General features: G+C 32.2%; 16 protein-coding genes. 12 read left to right on the forward strand and 4 right to left on the reverse strand.

The features are described from left to right. Window positions 1-97: 97 nt before the first annotated feature. From JL193_RS02385 to JL193_RS02405, 5 genes are all read left to right on the forward strand, one after another. Window positions 98-4,633 carry a T9SS type B sorting domain-containing protein gene (locus tag JL193_RS02385; protein WP_207972311.1) on the forward strand — a complete coding sequence of 1,512 codons (4,536 nt, stop codon included), beginning with the start codon at window positions 98-100 and terminating at the stop codon, window positions 4,631-4,633. 131 nt (window positions 4,634-4,764) lie between these two features. Continuing rightward, on the forward strand, window positions 4,765-6,393 hold the full coding sequence (locus JL193_RS02390) for an acyl-CoA carboxylase subunit beta (protein WP_207972312.1): 1,629 nt from the start codon (window positions 4,765-4,767) through the stop codon (window positions 6,391-6,393). A gap of 237 nt (window positions 6,394-6,630) precedes the next feature. Continuing rightward, complete coding sequence (locus JL193_RS02395) at window positions 6,631-6,942, forward strand: GIY-YIG nuclease family protein (protein ID WP_207972313.1); 312 nt, start codon at window positions 6,631-6,633, stop codon at window positions 6,940-6,942. 1,159 nt (window positions 6,943-8,101) lie between these two features. Beyond that, window positions 8,102-10,195 carry a phosphate acetyltransferase gene (gene pta / locus JL193_RS02400; protein WP_207972314.1) on the forward strand — a complete coding sequence of 698 codons (2,094 nt, stop codon included), beginning with the start codon at window positions 8,102-8,104 and terminating at the stop codon, window positions 10,193-10,195. Between the two features lie 2 nt (window positions 10,196-10,197). Next, window positions 10,198-11,385 (forward strand): acetate/propionate family kinase, encoded by a 1,188-nt coding sequence (locus JL193_RS02405; RefSeq protein WP_207972315.1) that lies wholly within the window; start codon window positions 10,198-10,200, stop codon window positions 11,383-11,385. Between the two features lie 187 nt (window positions 11,386-11,572). On the opposite strand, the gene JL193_RS02410 is transcribed toward JL193_RS02405, so the two are convergent. Beyond that, window positions 11,573-12,751, reverse strand: a complete 1,179-nt coding sequence (locus tag JL193_RS02410; protein ID WP_207972316.1) for a T9SS type A sorting domain-containing protein — start codon at window positions 12,749-12,751, stop codon at window positions 11,573-11,575. Window positions 12,752-12,912: 161 nt separating this feature from the next. Here JL193_RS02410 and JL193_RS02415 point away from each other — a divergent pair, with 161 nt between their 5' ends. Further along, entirely contained in the window at window positions 12,913-13,632 is a 720-nt protein-coding gene (locus JL193_RS02415; protein WP_207972317.1) for a YebC/PmpR family DNA-binding transcriptional regulator, read from the forward strand. 191 nt (window positions 13,633-13,823) lie between these two features. On the opposite strand, the gene JL193_RS02420 is transcribed toward JL193_RS02415, so the two are convergent. Both JL193_RS02420 and idi read right to left on the reverse strand, forming a co-directional pair. Then, window positions 13,824-14,234 (reverse strand): 6-pyruvoyl trahydropterin synthase family protein, encoded by a 411-nt coding sequence (locus tag JL193_RS02420; RefSeq protein WP_207972318.1) that lies wholly within the window; start codon window positions 14,232-14,234, stop codon window positions 13,824-13,826. Next, window positions 14,227-14,745, reverse strand: a complete 519-nt coding sequence (gene idi / locus JL193_RS02425; protein ID WP_207972319.1) for an isopentenyl-diphosphate Delta-isomerase — start codon at window positions 14,743-14,745, stop codon at window positions 14,227-14,229. Before idi ends, JL193_RS02420 begins: the two co-directional genes overlap by 8 nt. A 119-nt stretch (window positions 14,746-14,864) precedes the next feature. On the opposite strand from idi, the gene JL193_RS02430 reads away from it, so the two are divergent. The 6 genes from JL193_RS02430 (at window position 14,865) to JL193_RS02455 (ending at window position 20,854) form a co-directional block, all read left to right on the forward strand. Then, on the forward strand, window positions 14,865-15,563 hold the full coding sequence (locus tag JL193_RS02430; RefSeq protein WP_207972320.1) for a peptidylprolyl isomerase: 699 nt from the start codon (window positions 14,865-14,867) through the stop codon (window positions 15,561-15,563). Window positions 15,564-16,766: 1,203 nt separating this feature from the next. Continuing rightward, window positions 16,767-17,714 (forward strand): isopenicillin N synthase family dioxygenase, encoded by a 948-nt coding sequence (locus JL193_RS02435; RefSeq protein ID WP_207972321.1) that lies wholly within the window; start codon window positions 16,767-16,769, stop codon window positions 17,712-17,714. Between the two features lie 84 nt (window positions 17,715-17,798). Next, window positions 17,799-18,122, forward strand: a complete 324-nt coding sequence (locus tag JL193_RS02440) for a translation initiation factor (protein ID WP_207972322.1) — start codon at window positions 17,799-17,801, stop codon at window positions 18,120-18,122. Between the two features lie 48 nt (window positions 18,123-18,170). Further along, window positions 18,171-19,115 carry a DUF1835 domain-containing protein gene (locus JL193_RS02445; RefSeq protein ID WP_207972323.1) on the forward strand — a complete coding sequence of 315 codons (945 nt, stop codon included), beginning with the start codon at window positions 18,171-18,173 and terminating at the stop codon, window positions 19,113-19,115. 5 nt (window positions 19,116-19,120) lie between these two features. Beyond that, entirely contained in the window at window positions 19,121-19,990 is an 870-nt protein-coding gene (locus JL193_RS02450; protein ID WP_207972324.1) for a nucleoside phosphorylase, read from the forward strand. Window positions 19,991-19,993: 3 nt separating this feature from the next. Continuing rightward, entirely contained in the window at window positions 19,994-20,854 is an 861-nt protein-coding gene (locus tag JL193_RS02455; RefSeq protein ID WP_207972325.1) for a substrate-binding domain-containing protein, read from the forward strand. A 725-nt stretch (window positions 20,855-21,579) separates the two neighbouring features. Here JL193_RS02455 and JL193_RS02460 read toward each other — a convergent pair. After that, window positions 21,580-22,245 (reverse strand): uracil-DNA glycosylase, encoded by a 666-nt coding sequence (locus JL193_RS02460; RefSeq protein WP_207972326.1) that lies wholly within the window; start codon window positions 22,243-22,245, stop codon window positions 21,580-21,582. Window positions 22,246-22,254: the final 9 nt, after the last annotated feature.

Consider the following 22,254-nt stretch of genomic DNA (forward strand, 5'->3'; position numbering starts at 1 on the left):
TATCAATTGTTACTATATTGCCACGATGCAAACTCGTAAAAAATACATTTTTTTAGCTCTCTTCATTTTTATAAATGTTGGGGCTTTTTATGCGCAATTGAGCAAGAAACATTTTATTCCGCCTTTAACATATGCCGAAAGAGGGAATGCGAATCCTAATGACCAGTATTTTTATATTTCAACTCCTAAAAATGAAAATATTTCTTTTAGGATTAAAAAGATTGGAAGTGTAACTGATATTACAGGAACAGTTTCACGAGTAGATCCACAAATAATTTCATTAGATAATGGAGATGGACAATTATTTGTAGATTCTAGTCAAACAAATGTTGTTCATAAAAATAAAGGGTATATTATTGAAGCAGATGATGTTATTTATGTTTCTGTAAGAATGAATGCAGGTGGTCCAATTGGAGCTACTAGTGGCCCACAAGCTGGAGCCTTGGTTAGCAAAGGTGCAGCTGCCTTAGGAACCACTTTTAGGGCAGGAATGTACACAAACGAAAACCCACAAACTAATTACCTAAACTTTATTTCTGTAATGGCAACACAGAACAATACAAATGTTCTTTTTTCTAACTTAACTGCAGGGATTTTAATTAAAAATTCGTCAAATACTGGAACATCTTCAATCTCTACAACTTTAAATGAAGGCGAAAGTTATATTATTGCTACCAATGCATCTGATAACGAAATAAACAAAGATGGTTTAATAGGAACATTAATTATTTCTAATAAAGACATAGTTGTAAATGTAGGATCTGCAAATGGTAGTTTTGGTTCTGGAGATGGAAGAGATTATGGATTAGACCAAATTGTAGATGTTTCTAAAGTAGGTACAGAATACATTTTTGTTCGTGGAAACGGAAATAATGATTGGGAAAAAATACTTATTGTTGCTCACACAAACGATACAGACATTTTTGTTAACGGAAATTCAAGCCCAATTGCAACAATAGATGCAGGAGAATATTATCCAATTGACGGAAACAATTACAGTTCTAATAATAACATGTACATACAAACTTCTGAAAAAGTTTTTGCATACCAAGGAATTGGAGGTTTAAACAATTCAGGAAACCCTGCAGAAGCCAACCAAGGAATGTTTTTTGTACCACCATTAAGTTGTGAGAACAGAAAAGCTGTAATAAATATACCAAAAATAGATAAAATTGGTGGATTAGTATTTACAGGAGGCATTTCTATTATAACTAACAAAACTGCAACTGTTAATATAAATAACTTACCAATAGACAACCAACCAACTACTGTTAATGTTAACGGACCTTTTAACGTAAGTGGCAATTCTGAGTATGTAACTTATAAATTAACGGGTCTAAATGATAATGTTATTATAGAAAGTACAGACGAATTGTATTGTGCCTATTTTAATTCCAATACGAATGCAAGTTCTGGGAGTTTCTACTCTGGTTTTCCATCTGCTCCTGAAGTTAATTTCGATACTTCTATTTCTACTGTTGGAAATTGTATTGGAAACGATTTAAAATTAAAAGCTGCCAACGATGCTATTTTTGATGAATTCGAGTGGTTTTTTGATGATGGAACTGGTTTTGTAACTACTACAAATACAACAACAGAAATAATGCCAACTTTACCAGGAAAATATCAATTAAGAGCAAAAATAATTTGTAATGGCACCATTGTTAGCTCTTGGAAATCTATCGAAATTCCCGTAAGTATTTGTCCTGATGATTATGATAAAGATGGAATTATCGACAATTTAGATGTAGATATAGACAATGACGGAATTTTAAATTGTGATGAATCTAAAGGAAATGCAACTTTAGATATTTCCACAATTTCTGCTCCAGTTATTATTTTTAATAACAACTCTACAAACACCACTACAACTGGAAATATTTCTGGATCTGGAAATACTTTTGTTGGAAATGTTAATGGAAATTTCACTTCAACAGTAAACACAGGCACAAGCTCAGAAGGTATTTATGAAATTAATTTCAATAAGAATATTAATTTTATTTTTAAACAAAATACCACTGAAACACATACTTCTAATACCGACGAATTTTTTATTCTTAGAGTGGGCCCAAACAATAAAAATATCACACTTTTAGACCCCGATAATCAGCTTTTAATTGACAGTAATTTAGATGGTGATTTTGAATCTGGAAATACACAATTTTCTGCTTCTGAAATTAAGTTCAAATACGCAGCAACACTTTCTGGAAGTACTGCTACTTTTAGTTTTGTCGCAAATCAAGTAAATCAGATTACTTTTGAACATCGCTCAAATTCTCTTACAACTCCATCCGTTTTTAACGGAAATATTAAATTGACTTGTTTTTCTTTAGATTCAGATAACGATAGTATAGAAGACATGTTCGATTTAGATTCCGATAATGATGGAATTCCTGATCTATACGATGCTGCAGGAAAAACAGTAACACTAACAAATACTGATACAAATTCTGATGGTTTAGACGATATTTTCGACACCATAACAACCAATTTAGACAGCGATAATGACGGAATTAAAAATTACTTAGATATCGATTCCGACAATGATGGAATTTTCGATTCCACAGAAGCTAACCACAATTTAGATACCGATTTCGATGGATTTGTTGATAATTTTACAGACAGCAATAACAACGGATTAGCAGATGCTTTAGAAAATAATTTAACAATAAAAACACTCTCTTTAAAGTATATAATTGCAAATACAGATACCGATAATTTGGCAAATTTTGTAGAATTAGATTCAGATAACGACGATTGTTTTGATGTTACAGAAGCTGGTTTTACAGGAAATGGTTCTGGAATTTTAAATGCGACTCCTTTTAATATTAATGCCAATGGAAAAGTTATCAATAATGCTGATGGATATACAAATCCTAACAATAACTACAGAATTGAAGCAAAAATTGAGGTCGCCAAATTTAATAATGCTACTTTTTGTGAAGGCGAAACCAATGAAATAGAAATTACATCCAATGCAGATGCCTTTCAATGGCAAATTTCAACAGATAATGGTGCTAACTTTTCTAATATTACAGAAAATTCAATTTTAAGTGGCGCAACTTTTAGGAACGTAAATAGCGAAAAAATAGAAATTTCAAATACTCCTACCGATTTTAATCAATATCAATTTAGAGTGGTTTTAAACAAAACAGGAAACAGTTGTGGGAAAATTTCAGGGGCTATTACTTTAACGGTAAATCCAAAACCAATCATCTTAAATAACATTGTGCAATTAAAACAATGTGCAGACGATGCTAGCGAAAACACAACTGTAAATTTAACAGAAGCCGAAATAAACATTTCAACAGACCCAAATGTAATTTTCACCTATTATGCTGATGAAAATAGTGCTGAATTAGGATCTCCAGAAGTCGCAGACAAAGAAAAATATCCTGTTAACAGAACTGCTGAAGCATGGGTAAGAACAACATCCGAACTTGGTTGTTATACCATTTCTAAAATTGAAATTACAGCTTCTTTTGCAGGAAATGTTGCTTACAATACAACTTTTGAAGAATGTGACGATTTATTAGATGACACTGGAAATAATTCTGACGGAGATGGCATCTCTAATTTTGATTTTAGCAGTGCAGAACAAGAAATAAAAAATGCTTCTACAATTCCAAATGATATTCTTGTTTTTTTCTACGAAACACCAGAAGATAGAGACGCTGCCACAAATCCGATTCTAGATATTTCTAAACATAGAAATAATAACCACCCTTCTTATGCTTTCAATCAAACCATTTACATCAAAATAAAAAATAAAAATAATAACGATTGTGAAGGTATTGGAAAACTCTTTTTAAAAGTAAACCAAATTCCTAAGTTTTCAGTAACTGGTGAAGCACCAGAAGAACCTATAATTATTTGTTTAAACAACATTCCTTTTACAGTAGAAGCAGAAAATCCTGCTGAAAATTATAGCTACGAATGGAGAGACGAAAACAATACTATTTTAGGAAATTCCATTACTCAAGAAATTAATAAGGGAGGAAAATATACCGTTAAAGCATCTACAATTCCATCAAGTGCAAATGAAAAAATTTGCAGTAGAGAAAGAACAATTACAGTAGTAGAGTCTAATATTACGCCTTTAGACGAAAGTTTTATTACTATAAAAGACGGTGCTTCTGGAAATTCAGACAATTTAAGTGTTCAAATAGACATTCCTAAAAATCCAAATTCTGTAGAAGAATATCGCTATGCTTTAACAAGAGAAAATGGAGTTTTTGTCAGAAACTTTCAAGACAGCAACATTTTCGATAATATTAACGGTGGTGTTTATAAAATAATCGCAGAAAATAAAAATAGCTGTGGAACATCTGAATTATTAATTTCTGTACTTCAGTTTCCAAAATTCTTTACCCCAAATAATGATGATAAAAATGATTATTGGCAAATTAAGGGCGTTAACAACACATTATATCTAAACAGCAACATAACTATTTTTAACAGATATGGAAATTTAATAGGACAATTTCCTATTGATAATCGTGGTTGGGACGGAACATTTAATGGCAAAACACTTCCTTCTGGAACCTATTGGTACAATATCGTTTTAATTCCCACAGATACTTCTAAACCCCCAATTCATAAAAAAGGAAATTTTTCATTACTTAGAAAATAAAAAGAGAGGTATTAAACCCTTTCAAGTTTTTGTGTAAATTTAAAAAAAAAATTATAACAACATCAAAAATCTCGTTATGGGTTTCACAAGAATATTTCTTAATTTAGCTGAAAATTAAGAAACGCATTCCTATGAACCTCAACTTCAATAAAAACGAAGATTACAATAAACTCTTAGCATCCGATTTACGAAAAAAGCTCGTAAAAGTAAAATTAGGTGGTGGTCAAAAAAGAATTGACAAGCTTCACGAAAAAGGCAAAATGACAGCTCGTGAAAGAATTGATTATTTATTAGATTCAGAAGCGAAATCCATAGAAATTGGTGCTTTCGCTGGCGAAGATATGTATGCAGCACATGGTGGTTGCCCTTCTGGAGGTGTTGTCGTAAAAATTGGCTACATCAAAGGTAAACAATGCATTGTGGTTGCCAATGACGCTACTGTAAAAGCAGGCGCATGGTTTCCCATTACAGGAAAAAAGAATTTAAGAGCACAAGAAATAGCTATCGAAAATAAGTTGCCAATTATCTATTTAGTAGATTCTGCTGGCGTGTATTTACCAATGCAAGACGAAATTTTTCCAGATAAAGAACATTTTGGACGCATTTTTAGAAACAATGCAGTAATGAGTAGTATGGGAATTACACAAATTTCTGCAGTAATGGGAAGCTGCGTTGCTGGTGGTGCTTATTTACCAATTATGAGCGATGAAGCTTTAATTGTAGATAAAACTGCAAGCATTTTCTTGGCGGGTAGTTATTTGGTAAAAGCTGCCATTGGCGAATCTATTGATAACGAAACTTTAGGAGGCGCCACTACACATTGCGAAATTTCTGGCGTTACAGATTATAAAGCCAAAGACGATAAAGATGCTTTAGATAAAATAAAATTTATTGTCGATAAAATTGGTGATTACGACAAAGCTGGTTTTAGCAAAACCGAATCTTTTCCGCCAAAAGAAAAACAAGACGATATTTTTGGAATTTTACCAAGAGAAAGAAACGCACAGTACGATATGTTAGAAATCATAAAGCGTTTGGTAGATAAATCTGAATTTGAACAATACAAAGAAGGCTATGGACAAACCATTTTAACAGGTTATGCCAGAATTGATGGTTGGGCTGTGGGTATTGTAGCCAATCAACGAAAATTGGTAAAAACAAAAAAAGGAGAAATGCAATTTGGGGGAGTTATTTATAACGATTCTGCAGATAAAGCTACACGTTTTATTGCCAATTGCAATCAGAAAAAAATACCTTTGGTTTTCTTACAAGATGTTACTGGGTTTATGGTAGGTTCAAAATCAGAACACGGAGGTATTATAAAAGATGGTGCCAAAATGGTAAATGCGGTAAGTAATTCTGTAGTACCAAAATTTACCATTGTTATTGGAAATTCTTATGGAGCAGGAAATTACGCCATGTGTGGTAAGGCATATGACCCAAGACTAATTGTTGCGTGGCCTTCTGCTGAACTAGCAGTTATGAGCGGGAATTCAGCTGCAAAAGTTTTGCTACAAATAGAAACAGCTTCACTTAAAAAGAAAGGTGAAGAAATTACTCCAGAAAAAGAAGCTGAGTTATTTGATAAAATAAAATCGCGTTACGACAAACAAGTTTCACCTTATTATGCAGCTGCACGAATTTGGACAGACGCAGTCATAAATCCACTAGATACTAGAACGTGGATTTCTATGGGAATTGAAGCTGCCAACCACGCTCCTATCGAAAAGAAATTTAATATGGGCGTTTTACAGGTTTAAATAATTCACATTAATTTCACACAATTTGTCTCGCTGTAAGCGTCTCACGCAAACTGGAGACGATGCTTTCAGCATGACAAAATGAATGGGAATTGTGTGAAAATTGTTTGAAAACCCTAAAAAACACACACCCACACAATTTGTCTCGTTGCAAGCGTCTCAAACAAACTGGAGACGATGCTTTTTCAGTATAAGAGAAAAACATAGTTATAAATTAATACACAATCAAAAGTTACTATGATAGAGCATACAGAAGGTATCTACAATTTTTATGTTTACATCATTACAAATAAGTACAAAACAGTACTTTACACAGGTGTAACGAATAATCTAAAACTACGCCTACAACAACATAAAGAAAAATTAAATCCAAAAAGTTTTACTTCAAAATATAACGTTCATTATTTATTATATTTTGAACATTTTGGATGGATTCAACAAGCTATTGCAAGAGAAAAAGAGATAAAGAACCTGTTGAGAAAAAAGAAAATAAATCTTATCAAAGAAAAAAATCCTAAAATGGAGTTTTTAAATCATTACTTTGAGTAGGGTTCTTGTTAGACTAACAAACTTCTCACACAATTTGTCTCGCTGTAAGCGTCTCACACAAACTGGAGACGATGCTTTCAGCATGACAAAGTGAATGGAAATTCTGTGAAAACTATCTAAAAAACCCTACAGAAACCAACACCCACACAGTTTGTCACGCTGCAAGCGTCTCACGCAAACTGGAGACGATACTTTCAGCATGACAAAGTGAATGGAAATTGTATGGAAACTGTCTAAAAACCCTACAGAAACCAACACCCACACAGTTTGTCACGCTGCAAGCGTCTCACGCAAACTGGAAACGATGCTTTCAGCATGACAAAGTGAATGGAAATTGTGTGGAAACTGTGTAAAAACCTTACAGAAACCAACCCCCACAAAGTTTGTCACGCTGTAAGCGTCTCACGCAAACTGGAGACGATGCTTTCAGCATGACAAAGTGAATGGAAATTGTGTGGAAACTGTGTAAAAACCTTACATAAACCAACCCCCACAAAGTTTGTCACGCTGTAAACGTCTCACGTAAACTGGAAACGATGCTTTCAGCATGACAAAGTGAATGGAAATTGTGTGAGAATTGTGTAAAAAACTTACAGAAACCAACACCCACACAGTTTGTCACGCTGTAAGCGTCTCGCGTAAACTGGAAACGATGCTTTCAGCATGACAAAATGGATGGAAATTGTGTGGAAACTGTGTAAAAACCTTACAGAAACCAACACTCACACAGTTTGTCACGCTGTAAGCGTCTCACGCAAACTGGAGAAGATGCTTTCAGCATGACAAAGTGAATGGAAATTGTGTGGAAACTGTCTAAAAACCCTACAGAAACCAATACCCACACAATTTGTCACGCTGTAAGCGTCTAACGCAAACTGGAGAAGATGCTTTCAGCATGACAAAGTGAATGGAAATTGTGTGGAAACTGTCTAAAAACCCTACAAAAACCAACACCCACACAATTTGTCACGCTGTAAACGTCTCACGCAAACTGGAGACGATGCTTTCAGCATGACAAAATGGATGGAAATTGTGTGAGAATTGTTTGATAGTTGCGAGGTATTATAAAACAAACAACAAAATTTATCAGGAATTAATGACGAATATCAGTATTCGTCATTTTTTTATCTCTTATTTTTGCAAAACAAATCAATAAAACATGAGCAAAGCCATATATATTGCCACAGTAGAACAAGACAGTGGTAAGTCTTTAATATCGTTAGGAATCTTAAGAATGATGCTAACAAAATCTTCAAAAGTGGGCTATTTTAGACCCATTATTAACGAAATAAATGCGAATGGTTACGACGAACACACCAATACTGCCATCAATTTTTTTAACCTAGAAATTAATTATAAAGATTGCTACGCTTATACACAAAGCGAAGTTGTAGAACTTTTAAGTGAAGGGCAAGAAGATAAAGTGATTCATCATGTAATAAAAAAATATAAAAAGCTAGAAGCAAATTACGATTATGTTTTAGTAGAAGGAACCGATTTTGCAGGAAATGGTGGTTTTACAGAATTAGATGTAAACCTAATGATCGCAAAAAACTTAAACATTCCTGCTTTAATTGTAGGTTCTGGAAACGGAAAAAAGAAGAAAGATTTTATCAATACCATGCAACTTTCTTACAATGCTTTTATTCAGAAAGAAGTGGATGTTATTGGAATTATTGCCAATAAAATAGAAATAGACGAAGTAGATTATATTAGACAAGAACTCATTAAAAATTTTCCAGACAAACTTCAAATAGACATTATTCCGAAAGTAGATTTTTTAGCTTTTCCAACTGTAAAAGAAGTTGTAAAAGCTTTAGATGGACGTGTTTTATTCGGAGAACAATTTTTAGACAATGCCATTGGGAGTTACAGCACAGGAGCCATGCAACTTCGAAATTATTTAACAAGAATTAAAGAAAATGCATTGGTAATTACCCCTGGAGACAGAGCCGATATTATTTTAGGTGCCTTGCAAGCAAATGCTTCTAAAAACTATCCAAAAATCGCAGGAATTATTTTAACAGGAACTTTAATTCCAGAAGAATCTATTATAAAATTAATTGAAGGAGTGCAATCTACAGTGCCTATTATTTCTGTTGATGGTGGTACTTTTAATGTTTCTAACAAAATTGGTGATGTAAAATCAAAAATTTACGCAACTCATAATAAAAAAATATTATTATCATTAGACACCTTTGATAAATTTGTAAATGCAGAAGGGCTCACAAACATTTTAACTTCTCACAAATCTGTTAGAATGACGCCAAGCATGTTTCAATATAATTTATTGCAAAAAGCAAGAACTCATAAAAAACATATTGTGTTGCCAGAAGGAGATGATAAAAGAATTCTCACAGCAGCAGCTCGTTTGCAACTATTAGATATTGTAGATTTAACCTTGTTGGGCGACAAAAATACCATTCAATTAAAATGCGACCAATTAGGCATTCAAATAGATTTAAACAAACTAAACATTCTAAATCCAGAAGATTCTATTTACAACAAAGATTTTGCAAACACCCTTTTTGAAGCACGAAAACACAAAGGAATGACAGAAACTACTGCCGCAGATTTAACCAGAGACGTTTCTTATTTTGGAACGCTAATGATTTTAAATGGTTTGACAGACGGAATGGTTTCTGGAGCAGTGCACACCACAATGCATACTATAAAACCTGCTTTACAATTAATTAAAACCAAACCAGGAGTTTCTGTAGTTTCGTCTGTATTTTTTATGTGTTTGTCAGATAGGGTTTCTGTAATGGGAGATTGCGCTGTGAACCCAAACCCAAATGCAGAACAACTTTCTGAAATCGCTATTTCTTCAGCAGCATCTGCTGAAGCATTTGGTATTCCTGCAAAAGTGGCGATGTTATCTTACTCTTCTGGAAGTTCTGGAAAAGGCGAAGAAGTAGAAAAAGTAAGAAAAGCGACTGAATTGGCTAAAGCAAAAATGCCTAATTTAAAAATCGAGGGTCCAATACAATACGATGCAGCAGTAGATATGTCTGTCGCAAAAACAAAAATGCCAGATTCTGAAGTTGCAGGACAAGCATCTGTATTAATTTTTCCTGATTTAAATACAGGAAACAATACCTACAAAGCCATTCAAAGAGAAACTGGTGCTTTGGCTATTGGCCCAATGTTACAAGGGTTAAACAAACCTGTAAACGATTTAAGTAGAGGCTGTACAGTAGATGATATTTTTAACACCGTTTTATTAACGGCCATTCAAGCAAATCAACAATAAGTATGAATATTTTAGTATTAAATGCAGGTTCTTCTTCATTAAAATATCAAGTGATAGAAATGCCTTCGCAACATGTAAAGTGTGTTGGTTTGGTGGAAAGAATTGGAATGGAAGACGCTATTTTTAATCATGAAATTGATGATGAAAAACACCAAGAAATTTTACCAATATTGAATCATAAGATTGGTTTACAAAAAATTGCAGAAACCTTATTAGACAAAAAAATTGGTGTTTTAAATGCTGTTGATGAAATAAAAGCAGTTGGACATAGAGTGGTTCATGGTGGAAGTAAATTCAACGAAACTGTGGTTGTTACACAAGAAGTTAAAGACAATATTCGAGATTTATTCGATTTGGCACCTTTACATAATCCTGCAAATTTAACAGGAATAGAAATTGCAGAAACTATTTTTACTTCTGCAAAACAAATTGCCATTTTCGATACTTCTTTTCATCAAACCATGCCCAAAGAAGCCTATCAATATGCGATTCCAAACGAATATTTATCAACCTATAAAATTAGAGCCTATGGTTTTCATGGCACAAGTCATAAATATGTTTCAGAAAAAGCGATTGCGTTTTTGGGAAAAGCAAATTCAAAAAAAATTATTACCATCCATTTAGGAAATGGATGTAGCATGAGTGCCATTAAAAACGGAAAAAGCGTTGAAAATTCTTTAGGTTTTGGCCCTATGAACGGCTTAATTATGGGAACTCGTTCTGGAGATATTGATCAATCTGTTATTTTCTTTTTGATGAAAAAGTTGAATAAAACTGTTGAGGAAGTAAATACTTTATTACAAAAAGAATCTGGAATGCAAGGTTTAACTGGTTTTTCTGATTTAAGAGAAATATCTGAAAAAGCTGAACAGGGAAATGAAGATTGCCAAAACGCATTAAATTTAGCGGGTTATAGAATTCGAAAATATATTGGAAGTTATACCGCTATTTTAAATGGATTGGATGCCGTCGTTTTCACTGCAGGAATTGGAGAAAATTCAGCAATTATGAGAAGTTTAGCTTGCGAAAATTTAGATTTTTTAGGAATTGATGTAGATGAAGCTAAAAATGAAATTCGTTCTAAAGAAATTCGAGAAATTCAAAAATCGACTTCAAAAGTAAAAATTCTTGTAATTCCTACCAATGAAGAAATTGAGATTGCAAAACAATCGTATCAATTAATTAAATGAGGCTGTCACAAAAGTAAATTTAACGGTTATTTTGAACGAATTTGAAAAATATAAAATACTGAAAATCAGTAAATAAGATTTTTACATTACAATCGAAATGACAAGTATTCAACAAATAAGATTTCTCCATTACAGTCGAAATGATAAATTTTAATACTTTCGAGACAGCTTCAAGATTGTGGAGGAATTAATTTTTTATAATTCTTTTACTGGCAATTTTCCCTTCTTTTGTTTGAACTTTCAGCAAATAAAAACCTTGCGATAAAGCTGTAATATCTACTTGTTTTTGATTTGTAGAAAAAACTTTATTTCCTAAAATATTAAATAGTTCTATTTTTTCTACTTCTAAGTTTGCAGTATCAAGTGTAAAAACACCATTTGTTGGATTTGGATATGCTTTAAAATTTAAACTAGCAAAATCTTCTACACTTGCAGTTGCTCCATTGTAGTAATATATTGTTCTATCATTTGTTCCTGTTGAAGAACTTATTATTTTATTTACAAAACTATTATTTTCTCCACTTAAAGAGGCAAAACCTGTTCTATCTTTAAAAGGATTTATAATAGAGCTCATTAATTTACTCGTATCAAAGGCATAACTCTCTTCGTAACTGTTGGTAAAAGCACCATTATCAAAATCAAAATCTTTTTCTAAAACTAAATTACCATTAGCATCGTATGTATATTCAGCTTTATAGTTATTCACGTATGAAGTTCCATTCCAATCTTGACTAATATTCTGTATTACTTTGTTATTTGAATTATAAGAGTATGTATCTCTACCATCTAATTCCCAAGAAGATCCATTCCATTTTTCATAAGTATATTCTGAAACTAAATTATTGGAACCATAGTTAACCACAACTCTAGAAGAAGCATCTCTTTGAGAACCTTCTGTAACCAATACCCAAGAAGACCCATTCCATTCTTCCGATAATAAACCTGTAATTTTATTATTAGTATATGTGAAAGTGTTTCTGTATTTGTTTACCCAAACGTTGTTTATTTTTTCTTGATCTATGGATTCTATAATTTGATTATTACTATTATAAGTATAGTTTGTTCTAAAACCATCTTCAGGATTACCTGAAGAATCTACACCTTCATAAGTATCTGTAATAATTTTATTTTGATTGTTGTAGGTATAAGTTTCTCTACCATTTAAATCCCATGTAGCATTTATACTGTTCCAGCTAAAATAAGCTTCTTCAGTCAAATTGTTATTAGCATCATATATATAAGTTAATCTGCTATTGTTTACCCAATTTACACCATCATAATATTGGTTTACATTAGATGTTAATTTGTCTTGCCCTATAATTGAAACAGTAAAGCATACAAAAAGTAAAAAAGTAATTTTTCTCATAATAAAAAGGTATTTAAGTTATACAACAAAGGTATTTAACACCTTAAGACATTCTATACCTACTAATAGGTATATTTTAAAGAAAAACTGTCTTTAAATAATTGTTAAACAGCAATCAAATTTTTACATTTGCGAGGTTAATAATTAAAATTTCACAAGAAATGGGTAGAGCATTTGAGTTTCGAAAAGCAAGAAAAATGAAACGTTGGTCTGCAATGGCTAAAACATTTACCAGAATTGGTAAAGACATTGTGATGGCAGTAAAAGAAGGAGGTCCTAACCCAGAAACAAACTCACGTTTAAGAGCTGTTATACAAAATGCGAAGGCTGCCAATATGCCTAAAGACAACGTAGAACGTGCCATAAAAAAAGCAACCGATAAAGATACTGCAAACTATAAAGAAGTTCTTTTTGAAGGCTATGCACCTCATGGAGTTGCCATTCTTTTAGAAACGGCCACAGACAATAACAATAGAACTGTTGCCAATGTTAGAGCTGCTTTTAATAAGTGCGATGGAAACTTAGGAACTTCTGGTTCTGTCGTTTTTATGTTCGACCATACCTGTAATTTTACCTTAAAAAAAGAAGATATTACTATGGATATGGAAGAATTAGAATTAGAATTAATAGATTTTGAAGTTGAAGAAGTTTTCGACGACGAAGAAGGTGTTATTATTTATGCCCCTTTCGAACAATTTGGTGCTTTACAATCTTATTTTGAAAACAATAACATCGAAATTCTTTCTTCTGGCTTCGAGAGAATTCCAACAACAACAGTAAAATTGAATGAAGAACAACAAGCAGATGTAGAAAAATTGTTAGAAAAATTAGAAGAAGATGACGATGTACAAAATGTGTATCACAGTATGGAAAACTCCTAGCAAACAAAAGGATTAGAGTTTATAAGCCAATAAAACAAAAGTCGTGATTTAAGTCACGACTTTTTCTTTTTTGAATTTTTACAGGTATATATTCTATCCCCCAATATAATATAATACTAGTCATTCAAAATGTACCTCAAATATAGTTTTTATAAATCATAATAAAAAACAAAAAGTTTGCAAGTTACAATTTAGCCAGAATAGGTAACAAAATTACGTGGTGTTTCGTACAACGTAATTTCTAATTCTAAATCTTTAGGCAATAGTTTTCTTAATTTATTATAAATAACAACAGAAATATTCTCTGCAGTAGGGTTTAAATCTTTAAACTCAGGAACTTCTACATTTAAATTTTTATGGTCAAAAGCATCTTCAATTTCCAATTTTATATAATCTTTTAAAACTCCTAAATCAAATACATAACCTGTTTTTTTATCTATCTCTCCTGTTAAAGAAACAATTAATTCGTAGTTGTGTCCATGAAAATTCGGATTGCTACATTTATTAAAAATTTTAAAGTTTTTCTCGTCACTCCAATCTTTTCTATACAATCTATGTGCAGCATTAAAATGCGCTTTTCTATGAACAGTAACTCTAGGCATTTGTAAGTTTTTCGTAAGATTTATCAAAAATTATTTTAAACCACTCTGTATAAATTTCAGGATTTTTTTCCATATCTTTTTTTACAGCCTCTAAAGTCATCCACTTATAATCTTCAACTTCGTTTTTATTAATATTGGGTGCATTGTCGAACTTACCAACCATTACATGGTCCAATTCATGCTCTGTTAATCCATTATCAAAAGGAGCTTTGTAGATAAAAGAAAAAACTTCTTTTAAATCTGTGGTAAAGCCCATTTCTTCTTGCAACCTTCTTTTTCCTGCCTCTAAATTACTTTCTCCATCTCTTTGGTGCGAGCAACAAGTATTGGTCCACAATAATGGCGAATGATACTTAGAAGCTGCTCTTTGTTGCAACATTAACTCTCCTTTTTCATTAAACACAAATACAGAAAACGCTCTGTGCAACAATGCTTTTTCGTGTGCTTCTATTTTTTCCATTAAACCAATTGGTTGGTCGTTTGTATCTACTAAAATTACCTGTTCTTTCATATTTTACAAAAATAAGGAATGAAGTTACAATAATCCACAAAAATCCAATAAAAGCAATTAAATTTTTCTTTTCTTTATTTCGATGATTTATCTTTGAGACATCAAAAAAAATACTTTTTATGAAAATTTACATCAAACTTTTTTTAGTTATTTTCTTAGTTTCTCTTTATCAATGTAAAGAAGAAAAAAAAGAGAATGAAAAAAAAGAAGTAATCTTAAAAAAAGAAAAAAAGGTTTTAGAAAAAAAAGTAGAAAAACGTTGGGACAGTTTAAACAAAGATAATGTAGAAGCCTTTTTTACCGAATATGGCAAGCAACACAAAGAAAACAAGGTAATTATTAAAACCAAATTTGGCAATATTAAATTGAGGTTGTACGACGATGTGCCTATCCATAGAGCCAACTTTATCTTTTTAACAAAACTAAAATATTTTAATACGACCGAAATTTATAGAGTGGCCAAAAACTTTGTAATACAAGGCGGAAATTCCGATGAAACATATACAGTAAAACAAAGAAGATTCTATGGAAACTACCCAATAAAACCAGAATTTAAAAGCCATAGAAAACACAAATACGGAGCATTAGGTGCTGCAAGAGATTGGGAGAACAATCCGAATAAACTATCTAACCCTTTTGAGTTTTACATCGTACAAAATAGAAATGGAGCACATCATTTAAACAACGAACATACCGTTTTTGGTGAAGTAATTTCTGGTTTCGATACGATGGATAAAATTTCTAGAGTTAAAGTGGGTGTAGATGAATGGCCAGAAGAAGATATTAAAATGACGATTGAGGTTTTAGAGGATTTTTAGATTTTTTTTAATACAGATTTCACAAATTTTTATGGATTTTTGCGGTTTGTTTCGCAGAGTTGTTTTAAAAAAATGTCTGAAAACAAAAAGATTGTGGATAAATCTACTATTTGTAAATGCTTCACTGAAGGTTTTAAGGAACTGCTGTCCGATAAAAAACCTGCATAACACTTATTTAGCTTAGTGTAAATATCTGCAAATACAACGCTATCACTTGCAGCGTTACAAATTGTGTGGGTGTTAGTTTCTGTAAGGTTTTTACACAGTTTCCACACAATTTCCATTCAGTTTGTCATGCTGAAAGCATCGTTTCTAGTTTGTGTGAGACGCTTGCAGCGTGACAAACTGTGTGGATGTACGTTTTTTTAGGGTTTTCAAACAATTCTCAAACAATTCCCATCCTTTTTGTTATGCTGAAAGCATCGTCTCCAGTTTGCGTGAGACGCTTGCAGCGTGACAAACTGTGTGGATGTACGTTTTTTTAGGGTTTTCAAACAATTCTCAAACAATTCTCATCCATTTTGTTATGCTAAAAGCATCGTTTCTAGTTTGCGTGAGACGCTTGCAGCGTGACAAATTGTGTGGGTGTTGGCTTCTGTAGGGTTTTTAGACAGTTTTCACACAATTCCCATCCCTTTTGTCATGCTGAAAGCATCGTTTCTAGTTTGCGTGAGACGCTTGCAGCATGACAAACTGTGTGGATGTACGTTTTTTTAGGGTTTTCAAACAATTCTCACACAATTCTCATCCCTTTTGTCATGCTGAAAGCATCGTTTCTAGTTTGCGTGAGACGCTTGTTTTGTTTGCATCGGAAATAGTACTCCGTTTAGGAAAATACTCCAATGACTGATACGCCCTTCGCAAGCAAGAAAAACAGAAGAAAACTCCCTTAGTGAAGAAACTCCGCTTAAAGTATCGTAAAAGATGGTTGTATGTTTTACCTCTTAATAGTACTTATCACTTGAATGCTTCTCTGTTGTCCGTGAAATATCTGAAGGTAAAATAAATTGTAAAATTTGTTTTATTATTGGAGTTTCGCTAAAATTTGTACTTTTGTACATATCTAATTTTGTCAGAAAAATAAAGATATAAATAAAGTGGTTTGCCAGACACTAATGATAAAAATATTTAAAACTTCGAAATCTATAAATTAAGATTCCTTATTTTTTAGTAACTTTAACACCCGTTTTTAAACTTTTAATAATGAACAAAATTCCAAGTGTAAACTTAACAGATTTCTTATCTGATGATAAAAACAGAAAACAAAAATTTATCGACGAAATTGGTCACGCTTACGAAAACATTGGTTTCGTAGCTTTAAAAGGTCATTTTTTAGATGATCAATTGGTTTCAGATTTATATACAGAAATCAAAAAATTTTTCGATTTACCTATAGAAACGAAAAAAAAATATGAAATTCCAGGAATTGGTGGGCAAAGAGGTTACGTTTCTTTCGGAAAAGAATCTGCCAAAGGAAAAAAAGAAGGCGATTTAAAAGAATTTTGGCATTTTGGACAATATGTAGAAGACGGCTCGAAATACAAAGACGAATATCCAGAAAATGTTATTGTAGAAGAATTGCCAAAATTTAACGAAGTAGGTAAACAAACCTATAAAATGTTAGAAAAAACGGCAAAATATGTGTTGCGCTCTTTGGCCTTACATTTAGGTTTAGAAGAAACCTATTTCGATAATTACATTAAAAACGGAAACAGCATTTTGCGCCCAATTCATTACCCACCTATAAAAACAGAACCCAAAGGTGCAGAACGAGCTGCTGCGCATGGAGACATTAATTTAATCACGTTATTAATGGGTGCACAAGGAAAAGGTTTGCAGGTTCAAAACCATAAAGGAGAGTGGATAGATGCCATGGCTGCACCCGACGAATTAATGATTAATGTTGGAGACATGTTGTCTAGACACAGCAATAACAAGCTAAAATCTACAATTCATAGAGTTGTAAATCCGCCAAAAGAAATGTGGGGAACCTCCCGTTATTCGATTCCGTTTTTTATGCATCCAATATCTGATATGAAATTAGATGTGTTAGAAAATTGTATCGACGAAAACAACCCAAAACAATTCGAAGATATTACTGCAGGTGAGTTTTTAGACGAAAGATTGAAGGAATTAGGGCTCAAAAAATAAGTAAGCAGTCTTCAGTTGGCAGTCAACAGTTACAAACTGACTGAATACTGCCAACTGAAGACTGCCAACTGAAGACTAAAAAAAATGGATTTAAAAGATCAACTAAAAAATTTGTTTCCAGATCACAAAGAAACCGAAGAACCAAAAGAAGAAAAATCGAATATTTGGTTACAAGACGAACCTATTATTTGTAAATATGAAAAAAGAAAAGGAAAGCCAATTACTATTTTAGAAGGGTATAATGGCGCGACATCCGACTTTAAAATTTTAGCCAAAGAAATAAAGACGAAGCTCTCTGTTGGCGGAAGTTTTAAAGATGATAAAATTATTATTCAAGGTGATTATAGAGACAAAATTATGTCTATCTTAAAAGATAAAGGTTTTAAAGTAAAACGTGTTGGAGGTTAATAAAAAGCCAACACAATAAAAAACAATAATAAACGTTGTCAATTTATTATGAGCGCTTCAATTTTACACATTACTAATGGAGATAGTACTACAAACTATCTAAAAAAGCTACAATTTTCTGGAGATTTTATTACTTGGAGAGAAATGCTTTGCGAAGGAAAAACAACCACCAATGTTGGTAGTGATGTTTTTTGGAAAACCAGATACGATTTCTTTAAATCTTCTTACAAAGTAAGCAAGCAAAAATTTATAGATTATACTGTTAAAGAATATCGAAAACTCTGTAATAAAAAAGAAAACAAGCAAATTGTTTTATGGTTTGAATACGATTTGTTTTGTCAAATTAATATGATTGCTGTAATTAGCTGGTTAAAACGTTACAGAAAAGGTTACGAAATTTCGTTGGTTTGCAGTGGAAAGGTAAAAGGCTCTAAAAAAATGTTGGCCATTCCCGAACTTTCAGAAAAACAAATTCGGCAACATTACAAAGACAAAATAGAACTTTCGCAAGACGATATCGAATATGCAGATTATATTTGGCAATTGTACTGCTCAGACAGCCCTTTACGATTAGAAAAAATACATCTATTTAACCCAATGTCGCCTTTTAAATATTTAACAAAAGCTTTAGAAGCGCATTTAAGAAGGTTTCCTTCCATTGAAAACGGATTGAATAATGTAGAAAATTTTGTTTTAGAAACCGCAAACAAAAACACGTTGTTGTCTAAAAATCAATTGGTTAAACAATTACTTACGAACCAAAAAACTTTTGGTTTTGGAGATATTCAATACGAACACAACATACATAAGCTTCAAAAACTATTTTCTTCCTTTGATCCAGTAAAACTTACCAAAAAAGGGAAAGATATTTTAAACAATCAGGCAAATTTTTACAGAGAAATTCGTTCAGAAAATTCGTATCTTGGAGGTTCGAAAAAGTACAGTTTTTTATATAGCAATGCTAATGAAAAGCTGCTACAAATTACCTCTTAGAGAATATGAGTATAAAAAAATCTGAACTTATTTTAAATCCAGATGGCAGTGTTTACCACTTAAATTTAAAACCCCAAAATATTGCTACCAATATTATTTTTGTAGGCGATCAAGATAGAGTAGCTAAAATTACCAAATATTTCGATTCTGTTGAGTTTAGCACGCAAAAAAGAGAGTTTAAAACTGTTACAGGAAGTTACAAAGGAAAAAGAATTTCTGTAATTTCAACAGGAATTGGGCCAGATAATATCGACATTGTTCTTAATGAACTGGATGCTTTGGTAAACATCAATTTAGAAACGAGAACTCCAAAAACCAATATAACTTCGTTAAATATCATTCGAATTGGAACTTCAGGAGCCTTACAAAAGGACATTCCTGTAGATTCGTTTTTATTAAGTTCGCATGGTTTAGATTTAAATGGAATGCTTCATTCTTATCAAGTTAAAGCGATTTCAAACCTAGAAATTGAAAATGCTTTTATAAAACATACGAATTGGAGTGCTAAAAAGGCGCATCCTATTTTAATTGAAAACAGTAGCGAACTTGCTAGAAAATTTATTTCAGAAAAAATATATACAGGAATCACAGCAACCGCTGGCGGCTTTTACGGACCCCAAGGGCGTGTGTTGCGATTGCAATTAGAAGACGACAATTTAAATAGTAAAATTGATAGTTTTCAATATAAAAAAAACAAAATTACCAACTTAGAAATGGAAACCTCTGCAATTTACGGCTTGTCTAAATTATTAGGTCATAAAGCGGTTTCGTTAAATGCCATTATAGCCAATAGAGCCCATGGTACGTTTAGCAAAAACCCTAAAAAAGTGGTAGAAGATTTAATAAAATATACGCTTAAAAAGCTTACAATATAAAAAATGACGGATTTAAAAATAGGTGGTGTGCCAGAACACTTTAATTATCCTTGGTATCTTACCCTAAAAAATAAAGAATACACCAAACAAAACATCAACTTACGTTGGCAAGATTATCCTGGTGGAACCGGACAAATGTGCAAGGCATTAAGAAACGGAAATGTAGATATTGCCATTGTTTTAACAGAAGGTATTATTAAAGATATTGCAGATGGAAATCCGTCTAAAATTGTGCAAACTTTTGTAAAAACACCCTTAATTTGGGGAATTCATGTAGGGGCAAAATCATCTTTTAAAAAAATTGAAGATTTAGAAAATGCTACGATTGCAATTAGTAGATTTGGTTCTGGATCTCATTTAATGGCCATTGTTAATGCCTATAACCAAGGTTGGAATATCGATAAACTAAAGTTTAAAGTAGTTGGTAATTTACAAGGTGGCATTGATGCGTTAACCAATGGAGAAGCCGATTATTTTATGTGGGAACATTTTACCACAAAACCTTTGGTTGATAATGGAACTTTTAGAAGAATTGACAACTGCCCTACTCCTTGGCCTTGTTTTGTAATTGCAGTGAGAAACGAAGTTTTAGAAAATAATTTCGACGAAATAAAAAAGGTTTTAGATATTATTAATGATGAAACAGAAAATTTTAAAGACATTTTAAACATCGATAAAATTTTAGCAAAAAGGTACGAACAAAAGCTAGAAGACATCCAAAAATGGCTAAAAATAACCGAATGGAATGATGGAAAACCAATCACAAAAAATTTAATTACTCGCATTCAAAATAAAATGGTTTTCTTTAACGTTATCGAAGCGAAGAAAGATTCTGGCGAGTTCATAAAAAATATGTACATTTAACCCGTAAAATAGTAAAAAATGAAAAAAGTAGTATTTGTTGCAATTTGTGTTTTAGGGATTATTTTTTTTCTTCTTGTAGAAGCACCTCCAAATCTTGTGGTTTGGCAGACGCTAAAACAACGATTCAAACAACATTACCACCAGTAAATTTGTTATAAAATTTGTTGGTTTCTTAATTTCAAATTCAATAAATCCGCTTTTTCAGCGGATTTTTTTTATGCTGAACTTATTTCAGCATCATTTAAAGTATCACGAATTATATTGAACCAAAAGTTCTCGATACAATTTTCTCCTAAAGTCGAAAATCACTCGAACTGACATTCCATGGATTTACTATTTTACCCATAAGTAAGAAAGTGCTGTCAGTTCAAGTGAAATTCTTTTTTCAAGAATTTTGTATCGGGAACACACACAAGAATAAATATTACAAGAGAGCATAATTTCTTCTTTTCCCTAAGCCTCCTGCTTTAAATGATAACCAATATTTTAAAAAACTGTTAATCAATTAGATATAAAATCTGTTTTTTTAAGAGTGATGACGACAGGAAAAGTTCTCGATACAATTTTCTCCTAAAGTCGAAAATCACTCGAACTGACATTCCATGGATTTACTATTTTATCAATAAGTAAGAAACTGCCGTCAGTTCGAGTGAAATTCTTTTTTCAAGAATTTTGTATCGAGAACACACACAAGAATAAATATTACAAGGGAGCATGCTTCTTTGCTACCAATCAATTTCTTCTTTCCCTAAACCTCTTAAAATTTCGTTGGTTTTCGAAAAATGCTGGTTTCCAAACCAATAACCTCGGTTTGCACTCAAAGGAGAAGGATGCCCAGATTCTAAAATATAATGTTTCTTTTTATCAATCAGTTTTGCTTTTTTTCTTGCAAATCCGCCCCAAAGTAAAAAAATAATGTTTTTGTTTTCGTTAGAAATTTGTTGAATTACTTGGTCTGTAAACGTTTCCCAGCCTTGTTTTTGATGACTTCCAGCTTCATGAGCTCTTACCGTTAAAGTTGCATTCAGTAATAAAACACCTTGTTTTGCCCATTTTTCTAAATTCCCACTTTGTGGATACTCTTTATTTAAATCTGTAGAAATTTCCTTAAAAATATTAATCAATGAAGGTGGATGAGGAATGCCATCTTTTACAGAAAAGCACAAACCATTTGCTTGATTGGGACCATGATAAGGGTCTTGGCCAATAATTACCACTTTTAAATCGTAAAAAGCACAAAAATCAAACGAGGCAAAAATATCAGCGCCTTTGGGGTAACAGGTATGGTTTTTATATTCGCTTTTTACAAAGCTAATTAAGTTTTTAAAATACGGTTTTTCAAATTCGGTTTGTAAAATATTTTTCCAAGAATCAGCGATTTTTACTGGCATTGTTTGTTA

It is taken from the genome of Polaribacter batillariae, assembly GCF_017498485.1.
Classification (GTDB): domain Bacteria; phylum Bacteroidota; class Bacteroidia; order Flavobacteriales; family Flavobacteriaceae; genus Polaribacter; species Polaribacter batillariae.

Bases quoted from the DNA above. Each gene is read 5' to 3' on its own strand.
- JL193_RS02445 (WP_207972323.1), top strand. From the start codon at position 18,171: ATGAGCGCTTCAATTTTACACATTACTAATGGAGATAGTACTACAAAC.
- JL193_RS02435 (WP_207972321.1), top strand. From the start codon at position 16,767: ATGAACAAAATTCCAAGTGTAAACTTAACAGATTTCTTATCTGATGAT.
- JL193_RS02440 (WP_207972322.1), top strand. From the start codon at position 17,799: ATGGATTTAAAAGATCAACTAAAAAATTTGTTTCCAGATCACAAAGAA.
- JL193_RS02415 (WP_207972317.1), top strand. From the start codon at position 12,913: ATGGGTAGAGCATTTGAGTTTCGAAAAGCAAGAAAAATGAAACGTTGG.
- JL193_RS02455 (WP_207972325.1), top strand. From the start codon at position 19,994: ATGACGGATTTAAAAATAGGTGGTGTGCCAGAACACTTTAATTATCCT.
- JL193_RS02450 (WP_207972324.1), top strand. From the start codon at position 19,121: ATGAGTATAAAAAAATCTGAACTTATTTTAAATCCAGATGGCAGTGTT.
- pta (WP_207972314.1), top strand. From the start codon at position 8,102: ATGAGCAAAGCCATATATATTGCCACAGTAGAACAAGACAGTGGTAAG.
- JL193_RS02390 (WP_207972312.1), top strand. From the start codon at position 4,765: ATGAACCTCAACTTCAATAAAAACGAAGATTACAATAAACTCTTAGCA.
- JL193_RS02395 (WP_207972313.1), top strand. From the start codon at position 6,631: ATGATAGAGCATACAGAAGGTATCTACAATTTTTATGTTTACATCATT.
- JL193_RS02405 (WP_207972315.1), top strand. From the start codon at position 10,198: ATGAATATTTTAGTATTAAATGCAGGTTCTTCTTCATTAAAATATCAA.
- JL193_RS02420 (WP_207972318.1), bottom strand. From the start codon at position 14,234: ATGCCTAGAGTTACTGTTCATAGAAAAGCGCATTTTAATGCTGCACAT.
- JL193_RS02410 (WP_207972316.1), bottom strand. From the start codon at position 12,751: ATGAGAAAAATTACTTTTTTACTTTTTGTATGCTTTACTGTTTCAATT.
- JL193_RS02460 (WP_207972326.1), bottom strand. From the start codon at position 22,245: ATGCCAGTAAAAATCGCTGATTCTTGGAAAAATATTTTACAAACCGAA.
- JL193_RS02430 (WP_207972320.1), top strand. From the start codon at position 14,865: ATGAAAATTTACATCAAACTTTTTTTAGTTATTTTCTTAGTTTCTCTT.
- idi (WP_207972319.1), bottom strand. From the start codon at position 14,745: ATGAAAGAACAGGTAATTTTAGTAGATACAAACGACCAACCAATTGGT.